Here is a 13,907-nt window from a genome sequence, read left to right on the forward strand (position 1 = left end):
TGAAGAAGGAGTAGTGACAATGACCGATGGTACTTTGATTTCTCCCGAAGGCCTTGAAAGCCTGTGCGCCAGTGAACCCTGTGTCGTGATCGACACGCGGGCACCAGAGGCTTATGCCGCCGGTCATATCCCCGGTGCTGTCAACCTGCATGACATCTTCACCTACCTGGCGACGTCATCACCGGAAGGCATTGCCGAATTGCGTGGCAAGTTCGCCGAAGAGTTCGGCTCTGTCGGCTTGTCGGGTGCGGAGACGGCCGTGATCTACGAGCAATCCATGGCGTCTGGGTTTGGACAGTCTTGCCGGGGGTACTTCCTGCTGCAGTATCTCGGCTATCCGAAGATCAAGGTTCTCCATGGTGGCTATGAAGCCTGGACCGCGGCTGGTCTTACAGCATCAACCGACGCTGTTGCTCCGGAGCCAAAGGCCTTCCCAGTTTCTGATGCAGGCGCTGACCTGATGATGAATGTCAGCGACATGATGAGCGCTGTCGACAGCGAAGAAGTCGTCAAGCTGGACGTGCGCGACATTGATGAGTGGATCGCCGAAAGCTCTTCGCCCTATGGCAAGGACTTTTGCCCGCGCAAGGGTCGCATTCCAGGTGCCAAATGGATCGAATGGTACCGGATGATGAAGCCGACGGCGTCCGGGCCGATGATCAAGTCCAAGGAAGAGGTGCTTGCTGAATGCGCCACGGTTGGCATCACGCCGGAGACGCCCGTCGCGCTCTATTGCTTCAAGGGCGCTCGCGCATCGAACACCTACCTGGCGCTGAAGGAAGCTGGCGTGAAAGACGTCAAGATCTACTTCGGCTCGTGGAATGAGTGGTCCCGGGATCCCGCGCTCCCGATCGAAGAAGGTCTGCCGTTCTAAGAGCAGACTGCGCTGGTGGTGGCAGCCTGCCGCCGGCGCATTGCTCGGCAAAGGAGCTGAGCCCGAGAGCCACGACCGCATGCCGCGGGTGGTCTGGCGGGCATGCCGGCCTCTGCCTGCATGACTTATTCAAATGAACCGACAACCTATTACTGGAGAGCAATTATGAGCACCGTGACGACCATGCCGTCCGCTGATGTGACATTGGCACCGCTGATGACGAAGCTGGAAATGACCGAGCTGGTATTGGCAGCGAAATTCGCCAGGCAGGCGAGCTGGGCCGACATTTCGGCCGCCGCCGGCATGTCTGATGTCTTTGTCGTTTCCGCATGTCTTGGCCAGAATGCACTGCCCGCCGAGGCGGCGGCAAAAGTGGCGGCGTTTCTGGGCCTTGGCAATCGGACCAAGGATGTGGAAATTGCGTTGCAGCTACCGCCCAAGAAGGCGCAGGAAGCTGAGACTGTCTCCAAGGATCCGCTGATCTACCGCTTCTTTGAAATCACCTATGTCTATGGTGACACCATCAAGGAGCTGATCCACGAGGAATTTGGCGACGGGATCATGAGTGCGATTGATTTTGACCTGAAGATCGAGCGGGAAGAAAACCCCAAGGGCGACAGGGTCAAGATCACCATGTGCGGAAAGTTCCTGCCGTACAATCAGTGGTGATGTCCTCGGCAAACTCTGCCGGACCGTCCTCGGGTTCGGCGGAGCGCTTCAGCTGGCAGGCTCTGATGCGTTGGTGAACTGCGCAATGTTCTCGCCGAGAGTGACCAGCCAGATGTGTTGAATGCGACGTTTAGGGCATCAGGCTGTTTGAAGCGGTTCTCAGCCTGTGCCATGATCATGTTTGATGAGCAGCGCGCAACTTCCAGCGCGTCTCACTCCATCTTCTCGCGGGCTTCTCCGCATTTCATGGTCAAAAAGAGGTCTCAATGGTTCTCGCCGAGCTTGGATTCGATGCTGGTCAGATTCTCGCGGGCTTGAAGCCCTGGGTGGAGTGCGAAAGCCCCACCTATGACGCGGCGGCTGTCGACCGCATGATGGATCTTGCGACCTATGACCTTGTGGCCGCTGGCGCGACGATTGAGCGAATTCCTGGACGCATGGGCTTTGGCGGTTCGGTCCGAGCGACCTTTCCGCACAAATCGGCTGGGGAGCCGGGGATCCTGATTTCCGGCCACCTTGATACGGTGCATCCCGTCGGAACGCTTGATGTCTTGCCGTGGCGGATCGACGGCAACAAATGCTTCGGGCCGGGCGTCATGGACATGAAGGCGGGAAACTATCTTGCCATCGAGGCCGTACGGAAACTTGCGCTTGCGGGCCATGAAACGCCGCTGCCGGTCACGGTCCTGTTCACTCCCGATGAGGAAGTTGGAACGCCGTCGACGCGTGAGCTGATCGAGATGGAGGCGCGGAAGAACAAGTATGTTTTGGTGCCCGAGCCTGCGAGTGCCGACGGCGGTGCTGTCACCGGGCGCTATGCAATCGCGCGCTTTCATCTGAAAGCCAAAGGCAAGCCGAGCCATGCCAGCTGGGCGCTTGAGGATGGGCGCTCGGCGATCGCTGCCATGGCGCGGAAAATCCTCCAGATCGAGGCACTGACCACGCCGGACTGCACATTCAGCGTTGGCGTCGTCAAAGGCGGTCAGTGGGTCAATTGCGTTTCTTCGCTGTGCGAGGCAGAGGTTCTGAGCATGGCCAAGCGCCAGGCCGACCTCGATGACGGTGTCGAACGGATGCTTGCGCTGAGCGAAGAAGCAGGTGGTGTCGTTTTCGAGGTGACACAGAGCGTGACGCGGCCGGTATGGGAGCCGTCTTCCGAAACCCTGGCCATGTATGATCTGGCGCGTGATGTCGCCAAGGAAATCGGCTTCGATCTGACACATGGCAGTGCGGGCGGCGGATCAGACGGCAACTTCACCGGAGCGATGGGCATTCCGACCCTGGATTCCATTGGGGTCCGCGGCCACGGGCTGCACACGCTCGATGAACATATCTACATCGACAGTCTGGTTGAGCGCGCGCAGCTCATGGCCGGAATGCTTATGCGCCTTGCTTAGATCGTTTCTCTGTTCGGCGAGCGGATCAGGCGCTGCCCAACTTGCCCAGTTCGTCACGGCTGGCGGTCAGATACGCCTCTGCATTGTTTGAAAGTGACGGGCCGAGGTAGCCGCCTTCCTGAATGAGGGCCGTCGGCAGCCCCATCTGGACGATTTCACGCGCCATTGTGGCAAAACCCTTACCGGTCATGCCGACTTCGGAAAGTGGATCGTCTTCCGCCATATCAAAGCCGAGCGAGATGACGATGGCCTCTGCGCCAAAGGCCTGGATGGCTCTGACACCTTCGCGGAAGCGTGACAGGATGGCGTCTTCCCCTGCGCCGGGCTGAAGCGTGAGGTTCAAGGTCGTGCCATCGCCATCGCCTTCGCCGCGTTCGTCTTCGTAACCCAGGTAGTAGGTCGGATAACTGTCTGGATCGACGTGGAGCGAGCACATGAAGACATCACTGCGGTCATAGAAGATGTCCATGGTGCCGTTGCCGGTATGGGTATCGATGTCAAAGACAGCGACCTTCGAGAAGGTGCCGCGCAACACCTGTGCCGCGATGGCTGCATTGTTGAAGATGCAAAAGCCGTTGGCGCCATTTGACAAGGCGTGATGACCTGGTGGCCGGCAAAGGCCATAGACCATCTGTTCTCCGGCTGCGACGCGTGTGGCGGTCTCCACAGCCGTCTGGGCAGACCAATAGATGGCTTCATAGGTGTTTTCGGTCAGGGGAACAGAGGTGTCCGTCGCGTACCAGCCGAGCTGGCCATAGATGGACGAGGACATTCTGCCCGCACGCCGGCCGGGGTGATAGGTGGGAATGGCTTCCGCATCGCCGGCCTCAGCGCGCCAGCGGGCAAAGGCGTCTTTCCAGAAGTCCACATAGCCATGATCGTGGACCGCCTTGATCGGGTCAACGCCATGGTCGCCGGGTGTCTCGATGGGAAATCCGTTTTTCAAAAGCATGTCGCGGATCAGGATGGCGCGTTCCGGCTGCTCGGGATGGGGAATATAGGCCCCGCGTCTGAAATAGCGTTCCGGATTATGCTTCAGCTGACGTTCGTCGAAGATGGCTTTCATGGAAGGATCCTAAGAAGGCTCAATAGCCCTGGGTACGGTCGACTGTATTTTCAGGAACACGCCCATCAACGGCGGCGATTGCCGCCTCGGTGACCTGTTTCGCAACGATTGCGGCGGAACTGTCGCTGGCATGGTGGGGCGTGATCAGGATCTTGTCGTTCCGCCACCAGCGATGATCTTCGGGAAGCGGCTCGGTTCTGAAAACATCCAGAGATGCGCCGCCGAGTTGGCCACTGGCCAACGCCTTGTCGAGATCCTCGTCAACGAGGTGCTGACCGCGCCCCAGCTGGATCAGGCGTGCTCCGGTTGGCATCAGATTGAACAGGTCCTCATTGAGAATGTTCTCCGTCTGTGGGGTGAGAGGAAGAACATTGATCAAGGCCTGTGATCTGGCGGCGACCCTTTCAATGGAAGAAGCGCCTGTCTCAAAGGATATGCCCGCGGCAGGTGCTTCGGATGGCTGTTTGCGCACGGCGGCAACAACAGGAAAACCAAGGGCTGCGACGGCTTCAGCGATCGCTTTGCCCATCAGACCGTAGCCAAGCACACCAACGGTGTAGTCCTTGGGAGAAACGCTCAGATTTTGCTGGTCCCAGGTCGAAAAAGCCTGCCTTTGAAGATAGTGGCCCATGTTGCGGTGATGCCAGACCACCTGCCAGACCGCAAAGCCTGCCATCATGTCGGCCTGGGCATTGTCCCGGATCCTTGTCAGATGGGCTGAAGCAGGCAAGCTGGGGCAGTTGATCAGGCTGTCGACACCTGCTGCGATGGACGAGACCAGTCGAAGGTTGGGGTAGGGCGTGAAGGCCTCTTTTTCGGGATACCAGGCAACTGAAAACTGAATACGGCTTGGATCTTCAATGTCCCGTGGCAAGCGGATCCGGACCTTGTCGGCATAGGGGCGGAAAACATCCGCGAACAGCTCTTCCAGATCCAGCTTTGAGCTGAGGTAGACGCCCTCAATGACTTCGCTGTTGCTCACGTCGTTTCCTTGTTCGGCATGATTTCCTCCACTCCGCACCATTCGGCGATGAAGAGGGCAATGGTTCCGGTGACCCGTTTCATGGATGAGAGGCTGACACGCTCGTCGAAGCCATGAATGTCTTCGGAGATTGGGCCATAAACCAGGCAGGGCATGCCCGCATAGATCACGAAGACCCGGGCGTCCAGATATCCAGGTGTGACGAAGGATGTGAGCTCTGTGTCCGTCACGCGCCGATGGGCTGCTGCTAGTGCCTGTTCAGCCTCGGTGTTTTCCTCGAGCACATAGCCGCGGGCGAAGAACCCGTTCCAGGTGATCTTGGGCGGACGGTTGCCGAGGAAACTGTCGCCGGCAAGATCGCTGGCAAGATGGTCTTCGATCTGCCGGGCACGGTCTTTGGGATCATCACCAGGGTAGATGGCGATGCGGCAATGGAGCTTGCACCAGGCGGCAACGGTGGACGCCCAATCGCCGCCTTCAATCTTGCCGACGTTGAAATTGATCGGGTGATCTTCGGTTTCGAAGTAGGGGTAGTTGGCTTTTTCGCCGTTCCAGTCTTCGCACAGGCGCTTCAGGCTCTCGATCACGCGGAAGCTGGCTTCAATTGCATTTGCGCCCGTACCTGCTTCTCGGACATGGACAGGATGGCCAGAAACCTCGATTTCAAACCAGAGGACGCCGGTGTTCGCGCGAACGAGCTTTTCGTCTTCGGGCTCGGGAATAATGGCAGCGTCCGCGGTATAGCCTTCGACAAGGCACGCAAGTGCGCCGTTGCCGGTGCATTCTTCCTCCACGACGCTTTGAATGTGAACCTTGGCGGCGGGCTGCAAGCCAAGGCGGCGCAGAGCATCAAGTGCGAAGATGTTGGCAGCAATGCCGGCCTTCATGTCTCCGCCGCCGCGGCCATAGAGCCAGTCGCCGTCGCGCTTTGGTTCATAGGGTGCGGAGACCTTCCACATGTCGTGAGGGCCTTCAGGCACCACATCAACGTGGCCATTGAGGATCAGGGATTTGCCTTTGCTCTCGCGCGGCAGGTGGGTGGCGACCACATTCAACGCCTCGCTGTAGTCCACCGTGACGGGGGAAAACCCCGGATGATCATGGATCTTGTCCAGGTCAATCGCAAAGGTCTCGACGTCATAGCCGCGATCTCCGAGGGCCTTGCCCAGGAAGCGCTGTGCGTCCTGCTCCTCGCCGCGCAACGAGGGAAAGCGGATGAGATCCTCGGTAAAGGCAACTTGATCTTCAAAACCGGCTTCGACGGCGTCAAGGATCGATTGTGTCAGTTCGGCGTCCAAGGAAGTGACTTTCTCAAAGTGAACATGTTCGAGAAGGCTGGTCGTCCAGTGCCTGGCGAACAGCTCGGATGGCTTGGGTCAGGATGCGGCGGCGAGTTCCTTTTCGCGGCCCGGTATCGCCTCGATCAAGGATTGCGTGTAGGCGCTTTGAGGTGCGTTGAAGATATCGTGGGCCGTGCCGATCTCAACCACTTCGCCTTTTTGCATGACAGCGATCCTGTCACAGATCTGGGCTGCGACCCTGAGGTCATGGGTGATGAACACAAGCGCGAGATTCAGGCGCGCTTTCAAATCGGCCAGCAGATCCAGGACCTGGGCCTGAATGGAGACGTCGAGGGCAGAGACGGCCTCGTCGGCGATGATGACGCGCGGCTCAAGCGCCAGGGCACGGGCAATGCCGACCCGTTGCCGCTGACCGCCAGAGAACTCATGCGGGTAACGATCGAGGGCGGACTTGTCGAGGCCTACGAGCTCGAGGAGCTCGGCCGCCTTTGCGAAGGCTACCTGTGCCGGGACACCATGTGCGATCGGGCCTTCAGCGATGATCCTGCCGATCTTGGTGCGCGGATTGAGCGAGGCAAACGGATCCTGAAAAATCATCTGGATCGATTTGCGCGCGGATCGCAGTTTCTCGCCCTTAAGATGGGCCATGTCCTCGCCCGCAAGAAAGACAGAACCTGCGTCCGGCTCCATCAGGCGGACCAGACACCTACCGACGCTGGATTTGCCGGACCCGCTTTCGCCAACAATTCCGAGCGTCTCGCCCTCGGCCAGCTTGAGGTTGATCATCTTGACGGCCTTGACCACGCGCTCAGGCCCACCGAAGAGGCCTCCGCCTGAGCGATAGGTCTTGCAAAGACCGATGACTTCCAGGATCGGTGTCGGGCTTGTCACCATTTCCTGTTTTTCAGCATGAAGCTTTGGGATCGCTGCGATCAGCTTGCGGGTATAGTCATGCTGAGGGTTGTCCAGCACCTCTTCGGCGGTGCCCTTTTCGACGATCTTGCCGAATTGCATCACCGCGACCCGGTCAGCGATTTCGGCGACCACGCCGAAGTCATGGGTGATGAACATCACCGCCATGCCATGGCGGTCACGCAGATCGTGGATCAGTTCGAGGATCTGCGCCTGGGTTGTGACGTCCAAGGCTGTGGTCGGCTCGTCGGCGATGAGGACATCTGGCTCCAGGGCGAGCGCCATTGCGATCATCACCCTCTGGCGCTGGCCGCCGGACAGCTGAAACGGATATGCCTGCATGGCCTTTTCCGGGTCCGGGATTTGAACCTCGTTGAGAAGCTCCAACGTGCGGGCGCGGCGTTCTTTCGGTGTCAGGAGGTTGTGGGCTTCAAACACCTCGGAGATCTGGTCCTCGATGCGCATCAGCGGATTTAGCGCAGACATGGGTTCCTGGAAGATCATCGCGATCCGGCGCCCGCGCAGATCCCGCAATTCCGCCTCGCTCAAGGTCAGGAGATCCTGTCCATCGAAAAAGATGTGACCGGCGGTAGGGCGCACCTGGTCCGGAAGCAGGCCCATCATTGCATTGGCGGACATGGATTTGCCGGAGCCGCTCTCGCCGACAATGCAAAGGATTTCGCCCGCATTGAGCTCATAGGAGACATCGTCGACGGCGAAGGCACGATCAGCGCCCTCTGGAAGGGCGATCTGCAAATCTTCAATGCGCAGGACCGGTTCGCTTGGCGTGCTTGTCATCACTTGCCCTTTCGCGAAAGACGTGGGTTCAGGGCGTCGTTGAGGCCTTCCCCGATGAGGTTCAGGGCAAGCACGGTCAGCACGATCGCAAGGCCTGGGAAGAATGACAACCACCATGCCTGGCGGATCACGGTTCTAGCCGCGCCGATCATGTATCCCCAGGACATGAGATTGGGGTCGCCAAGACCGAGGAAGGAAAGGGAAGATTCCAGAAGTATTGCCGTTGCGACCATCAGCGAGGCAAGAACGATGATTGGGGACAGTGTGTTGGGCAGGATCTGACGCCAGATGATGGTTGCGTTGGTCTGTCCCGACAAGATGGCTGCCTCGACATATTCGCGCGATCTGAGCGATAGGACTTCGCCACGCACAAGCCGGGCAACCGGCGGCCAGCTGACGATCGCGATTGCGCCCACGATCGACTGCACGCTGGGTTCGAAGATTGCCACGAGAACGATGGCCAGAGCGAAATTGGGAACGGTCTGGAAGAACTCGGTGAAGCGCATCAATGCGTCATCGACCCAGCCGCCGAAATATCCGGCCAAAGCGCCGATCGGAATGCCGATAACGAGTGAGACGAGGGTGGAGATCAGCCCGACAAGCAGGGACACCTGAGCCCCATGCGCGAGCCCGGCCAGTACGTTGCGCCCGAGGGTGTCCGTACCAAGGGGGAAGCGTTCCATGGCAAAGGGCGGCAGGAAGGGACGTTGCACCATCTTCCAGGGAGACTGGGGGAACAGCACGGGGGCGAGCACGGCAACCAGGACCACGGCAAGGAGAATGATCAGGCCGATGACCGCGCCACGATTGCGTTGATAGCGTTTCCAGAAATCGGTCATCAAGAGGCCCTGATCCGAGGGTCAACGACCCGGTAGAGGATATCGGTTATGAGGTTGAACAGCAGCACCATGGCGGCGGAGACGAAGAAAACACCAAGGAGCACGTTGTAGTCGCGCTGCGCGAGGGCTTCGAACATCAGACGGCCGATGCCGGGCCAGGCGAACACTGTCTCTGTGAGAACCGCGCCGCCAACCAGTTGTCCAGCTTGCAAGCCGGCGAGCGTGACCACCGGGAGCAGCGCATTTCGGAAGACGTGGCGCCGTTGGATGATACTGGGCTTCAGGCCCTTGGCGCGGGCGGTCTTGACGAAATCGAGTGTGCTGACCTCAAGCATTGATGCGCGGGTCATGCGCATATAGACCGCCATGAAGAAGAGGCCCAGCGTAGTAGCAGGCAGGATCAGATGCTTGGCGATGTCGATGACCCGGTCCAGACCTTCGTAGTTGCCGCCGACAGTTTCGTAGCCAAAGCCGGGGAGCCAGTTCAGTTGAACCGAGAAGATCAGGACGGCCATCAGTGCGGCCCAATAAAGGGGCGTTGCGTAGAACAGCAGGGCCACGGTTGAAATCAGCGTGTCCGACCATTTGCCGACCCGCGCCGATGCCAGAACTCCGGCGAGCGTGCCAAGGACAAGGGAAATCACAAAGGCAGTCATCGTGAGCAGCAGCGTTGCAGGCAACCTGTCGAAGATCAGGTCGGCGACAGGCATCTGCTGGCGGTAGGAAAAGCCCAGATCAAGCTGAATAATCCCGCCAAGATAGAGACCAAGCTGGGTCAGCAGTGGCTTGTCGAGGCCGAATTGCTCTCTCAGCTGTTCCAGAAAAATGTCATCTGCGGCGCCAGCTTCACCAGCCATGACCGCTGCAGGGTCGCCGGGAGCGGCGTGAATCAAAAAGAAATTCAAGGTCACGATTGCGATCAGGATGATCGCGGCCTTGACCAGGCGCATGGCGATAAAGCGGAGCATAGGCCTTGTCCTGCCGGGTTGTTCCGGTCTTCAGGTGCAAAAGGTTGCACCGCGCGGGCCCTGACGACCTGCGCGGAGCGGGGAGTGCCTTTTGTTCCTACTTCTCGATGTAGGCGTCGCGGAAGCCGTCGTTGACACCGATTGCGGTGGTCACAAGGTCCTTGACGTTACAGCGATAGATGGTCGGGAAGCCAAGCTCCAGGAGCCATGCCACCGGCACATCGTCGGTCAGGATCTGCTGAACTTCCGTGTAAAGCGCCTGACGCTCTTCCTTCGAGACAGCGGTTGCTGCCTTGGCAAACAGTTCGTCGACCTTGGCGTTCTCATAGCCTTCCACGTTGTTCCAGGGAGATCCCTTGGCAATGTTGGAAGACACATAGGTACGCGCTACGCCGAGGGCTGGGTCGCCATACTGGTAGAGGTAAGTAAAGGCGAGATCATAGTCCCAGTCGCTGATCTTCTGGTTCCAGCCGGCAACATCCGTTGCAACGATCTCGACCTTGACGCCAACCTCTTCGAGGTTCTGTTTGATGGCTTCGGCCCAGCGCTGCCAGGTTTCGCCATAGGGCAGGGGCAGCAGGCGGACCGGCGTGCCATCGTAGCCCATCTCTTCCAGAAGCGCGCGCGCCTTGTCCGGATCATAGGGGTATTGGCTCACGTCATCGGAGAAGAAGCGCGTGGAGGAGGAAACCGGGCTCTGGGCAACCTTGCCGAGACCGTTCCACAGAGCGTCCTTGGCGAACTCGCGGTCCATGGCGTACATGACCGCCTGGCGGAACCGTTTGTCTGCCGTCGGTCCTTCGCGGTTGTTCAGCCACATCCAGGACAGCGGCCCAATGAATTCCCAGCCCTTGTCGGTGACACAGGTATTTTCCATCGCGGTCAGACGCGGCACGTCGAAGTTCTCGACCGAGCCACCAGGTAGGATGTCGACGACGCCTGTTTCAAAGGCCACTGAACGCGAGGCGGCATCGGGAATGATGTGCCAGTAGATCTCATCAAGATATGGCAGGCCGTCGATGTAGTAGTCTTCATTCTTGGTCAGAAGAATGTGTGACCCCTTGGTCCATTCAACGAACTTGAACGGTCCGGTTCCGATCGGCGTGTTGTTGGCCGGGTTGGCCTTGTAGTCCGTGCCTTCATAAATGTGCTTCGGGATCATCGGCATGGTGCCGACTTCGAAGATCCCGATGAAGGGTCCGAATGGCTCGTTGAGTTTGAACACGACCGTGTTCGCATCCGGTGCCGTGATTGATTCCACATACTTCAAAGACTGACGCAGACGCGGGTGGGTTTCGCGCAGGAACACGTCGGCAGAGAAAACGACGTCCTCGGCGGAGAACGGCTTGCCATCATGCCATTTCACGTTGTCATAGAGGTGGAACGTGTAGGTCAGACCGTCTTCGGAGATCTCCCATGATTTCGCCAACTGAGGCAGTGGCTCCAGATCAGGACCGTAGCGCAGCAGACTTTCGTAGAGATTGCCGGCGACCATCTGGGTCGGACCGTTTTGAACAAGGCCCAGCATCAGGCTCGGCGGTTCGGGCTGAATAACGGCGTTGGCCCGTCCGCCAGATACCGGATCGGCCAGGGCCGTCCCGGTCGCCACGATGAATGTGGCGGCAAGCAAGGATAGTTTCTTCAGCATGTGAGTTCCCCTCGGTTTGTTTGGCGCGGCGGACTTGGGTCTCTGTTCGCGCCGGATGCTGGATCAATGGAAGGTTCTGGATCCCGGATTGGTCCTGGCTATCAGTTTGCAAGGTCCGGGTAATTCTTGGTGGCGAGACGCAGGAAGGCGTCCCACTGCGGGTCCGGCTTGTTGCCGGAATGCTGTTTGTCCCAGTTTTCGTACTGTTGTGCGGTTTTTTCGGCGAGCGCCGGGTCGATCTTCCGGAGTGCTCCGCCTGACGACATGATCGCCAGCTGTGCCCGGCACGCCCGCTCCATGTTGAACATCAGGCCGAAGGCTTCGCCAACTGTTCGCCCGCATGTCAGCAGACCGTGATTGCGCAGGATCATGACCTTGTGCTCGCCGAGGTCGTTGACCAGACGCTCGCGTTCTCCCAGGTCCAGTGCGATTCCCTCGTAGTCGTGAAACGCGCAGCGGTTGTGAAACTGAAGGGCCCACTGATTGAGCGGCAGAATGCCTTCCTCCATGGAGGAGATCGCCACGCCTGCAACCGTATGCGTGTGGAGGACACAGTGGATTTCCGAGCGAGCCGCATGGACGGCGCTGTGGATGGTGAAGCCGGCCTTGTTAATGCCGGCGCCATAGGTGTCGCGCAGGATGTTGCCGTCGATGTCGACCGTTGCGAGGCTGCTTGCGGACACTTCGTCAAACCGCAGGCCGTAGGGATTGATCAGGAAGGTATTTTCGCCTTCGTCATCGGGAGCCTTGGCCGAGATATGCGTGAAGATGCTGTCGTCCATCTGGTAGTGGGCAATCAGCCGATAGGCGGCGGCCAGGTCAATGCGTTCTTTTGGTTGTGTCGTCATGTCTTGGCTCGCTGATCATTCGCTCGATGTGTTCGCCTGCCGGCGTTCGTCCAGACGCCATGTTTCGGCCGAGACGCGAAAAGCAGCGTTCGATCGAGGTTGGAATCTTGTTGAACAAGCAAGCATGGTGCGACAAAACTGTCAATTGTCGACAATAGTCAAAATTTAGGCGATGATCTTGTTTCTTGCGCAAGATTCTTGCCCTTGGTCGTTTCTTGAGGTCTGTAGGTTGTGATTAGACGGCGGACGGGGTTTGTTTGAGCCCGGAAGCGGCACAAATGAGCCGTTTTCAGGCTTTTAATGTACGAATGCGAAGGACGGTGAACTGTTTGGCTGAAGAAGACAAAGCAAGCTTGGGTGGGTCGTTCTCGCCACTACAGACGACTGATCTCGTTCAGCAAATCGCCAGACAGATTGGTGACGCAATCGCGGAAGGGCGTCTAAGGCCCGCCGAGCGTCTCAACGAGTTGCGGCTCTCACAGGAATTCGGCACGAGCCGCGCGCCGGTTCGCGAAGCTGCCCGGCTGTTGGAAAGCCAGGGGCTCGTGGTCTCCAGTCCGCGGCGTGGATTCTTTGTGCGCACGTTGAGTGCTGCAGATCTGCGAGATATCTATGATCTGCGTCTCGGTCTCGAACTCTATGCAGCCGAACTTGCGCTCGAGAAGATAGGTGACGCCGAAATTTCCGCGCTCGAGGAACAGATCCAAAAGCTCTATCAGCTCGCCGACGAGGGCTCTGTCGAGGAGCAGATCTTTCAGGATTTCGTCTTCCACAGGATGCTTTGCAAGTTCAGTGGCAACGCGCGGATTTTAAAAGTCTATGATGACCTTGCGACGGACATGCGGGCGGGCATCACCCTTATTGGCAAGCTCTATGATGATCCCCATCGGATTGCTGAAACACACATGCCAATCCTCGACGCATTGAAGGCCCGGGATGTGGTGAAGCTGCGAGAGGCGCTGCATTTTCACATCGCGGTGGCGCGCGATCAGGTCGTGCTTCTGTTCGAGAGAATGAGCGAAGCGTCCTAGGGGCTTTGACTACTGAAGCTTTCGTAAGATACGCAATAGATTGCGCTTTTCGGATTGAGTCAGCGGCGCCAGTGTGTCTTCGCTTACCTCGAGCCCAAGTTGGGCTTTTTGCATGAAGAACCGCCATCCCTCTTCTGTCAGGGAGATCAGTTGTCGGCGGCGGTCGCTGGGAGACGGTGCCGTCTGGACAAGGCCCCGCGCCAACAGTCGATCGATCACGCCCTTCGTTGTGGCCACATCCAAACCGACCGTGCGTCCGAGCTGGTTCTGCGATACCGAGCTGAGCTCTGTCAGACGCGCCATGACCGCAAATTGCGTCGGCGTCAGGTCTTGAACCTTCTCCGAAAACAGCACCGCGTTGCGCTGGTAGGCCTTGCGCAAAAGATAGCCGATCTGGTCGTCCAGAACATATTTCTCGTCCTGTGCCAGGTCCGATCCGGTTGCGGGATCAACTCCTGTGACAGTCTCTGATTTTTTCTCGGCCTGATCGCTCAATTTCAAGTTCCCGGATGCGCTCACGTCGTGCGGGCATCGCTTACCCGTACCTATCGTTTTCTTCGGCTCTTTTGCAGCT

13 protein-coding genes are annotated in these 13,907 nt (G+C 58.6%); 4 read left to right on the top strand and 9 right to left on the bottom strand.

Annotation, left to right across the window (positions count from 1 at the left end; translation table 11 throughout):
* Nucleotides 1-19: 19 nt before the first annotated feature.
* The 3 genes from IG617_RS06065 (at nt 20) to IG617_RS06075 (ending at nt 2,940) form a co-directional block, all read left to right on the top strand.
* Nucleotides 20-874: a sulfurtransferase gene (locus tag IG617_RS06065; protein WP_192108261.1), complete on the top strand. Its 855-nt coding sequence runs from the start codon at nt 20-22 to the stop codon at nt 872-874.
* Between the two features lie 165 nt (nt 875-1,039).
* Nucleotides 1,040-1,543, top strand: coding sequence for a cyanase (gene cynS / locus IG617_RS06070; RefSeq protein ID WP_254170447.1), 504 nt, complete (start codon nt 1,040-1,042; stop codon nt 1,541-1,543).
* 266 nt (nt 1,544-1,809) lie between these two features.
* Complete coding sequence (locus IG617_RS06075; RefSeq protein WP_192108262.1) at nt 1,810-2,940, top strand: M20/M25/M40 family metallo-hydrolase; 1,131 nt, start codon at nt 1,810-1,812, stop codon at nt 2,938-2,940.
* A 25-nt stretch (nt 2,941-2,965) separates the two neighbouring features.
* Here the strand turns inward: IG617_RS06075 and IG617_RS06080 are convergent, their stop codons facing one another.
* The 8 genes from IG617_RS06080 to IG617_RS06115 form a co-directional block, all read right to left on the bottom strand.
* On the bottom strand, nt 2,966-4,006 hold the full coding sequence (locus tag IG617_RS06080; RefSeq protein ID WP_192108263.1) for a histone deacetylase family protein: 1,041 nt from the start codon (nt 4,004-4,006) through the stop codon (nt 2,966-2,968).
* A gap of 19 nt (nt 4,007-4,025) precedes the next feature.
* Entirely contained in the window at nt 4,026-4,988 is a 963-nt protein-coding gene (locus IG617_RS06085; protein ID WP_338109941.1) for an NAD(P)-dependent oxidoreductase, read from the bottom strand.
* Entirely contained in the window at nt 4,985-6,286 is a 1,302-nt protein-coding gene (locus IG617_RS06090) for an ArgE/DapE family deacylase (protein WP_192108267.1), read from the bottom strand. Before IG617_RS06090 ends, IG617_RS06085 begins: the two co-directional genes overlap by 4 nt.
* A 78-nt stretch (nt 6,287-6,364) precedes the next feature.
* The gene (locus IG617_RS06095) at nt 6,365-7,999 is read right to left on the bottom strand and encodes an ABC transporter ATP-binding protein (protein ID WP_192108268.1); all 1,635 of its coding nucleotides are present in this window, start codon (nt 7,997-7,999) and stop codon (nt 6,365-6,367) included.
* Complete coding sequence (locus tag IG617_RS06100) at nt 7,999-8,838, bottom strand: ABC transporter permease (protein WP_153769066.1); 840 nt, start codon at nt 8,836-8,838, stop codon at nt 7,999-8,001. The genes IG617_RS06095 and IG617_RS06100 overlap by 1 nt, the downstream gene beginning before the upstream one ends.
* Nucleotides 8,838-9,806, bottom strand: a complete 969-nt coding sequence (locus tag IG617_RS06105) for an ABC transporter permease (RefSeq protein ID WP_192108269.1) — start codon at nt 9,804-9,806, stop codon at nt 8,838-8,840. The genes IG617_RS06100 and IG617_RS06105 overlap by 1 nt, the downstream gene beginning before the upstream one ends.
* Before the next feature lie 97 nt (nt 9,807-9,903).
* Nucleotides 9,904-11,454 (bottom strand): ABC transporter substrate-binding protein, encoded by a 1,551-nt coding sequence (locus IG617_RS06110; protein ID WP_192108270.1) that lies wholly within the window; start codon nt 11,452-11,454, stop codon nt 9,904-9,906.
* Nucleotides 11,455-11,555: 101 nt separating this feature from the next.
* Nucleotides 11,556-12,302: a class II aldolase/adducin family protein gene (locus IG617_RS06115; protein ID WP_192108272.1), complete on the bottom strand. Its 747-nt coding sequence runs from the start codon at nt 12,300-12,302 to the stop codon at nt 11,556-11,558.
* A 329-nt stretch (nt 12,303-12,631) separates the two neighbouring features.
* Here IG617_RS06115 and IG617_RS06120 point away from each other — a divergent pair, with 329 nt between their 5' ends.
* A complete protein-coding gene (locus tag IG617_RS06120; protein WP_254170448.1) occupies nt 12,632-13,333 on the top strand; it encodes a GntR family transcriptional regulator in 702 nt (233 codons plus the stop codon).
* A 9-nt stretch (nt 13,334-13,342) separates the two neighbouring features.
* Here the strand turns inward: IG617_RS06120 and IG617_RS06125 are convergent, their stop codons facing one another.
* Nucleotides 13,343-13,828: a MarR family winged helix-turn-helix transcriptional regulator gene (locus IG617_RS06125; RefSeq protein WP_254170449.1), complete on the bottom strand. Its 486-nt coding sequence runs from the start codon at nt 13,826-13,828 to the stop codon at nt 13,343-13,345.
* Between the last annotated feature and the right edge of the window lie 79 nt (nt 13,829-13,907).

The organism is Roseibium polysiphoniae, assembly GCF_014842925.1.
In the GTDB taxonomy this organism is placed as follows: Bacteria; Pseudomonadota; Alphaproteobacteria; order Rhizobiales; family Stappiaceae; genus Roseibium; species Roseibium polysiphoniae.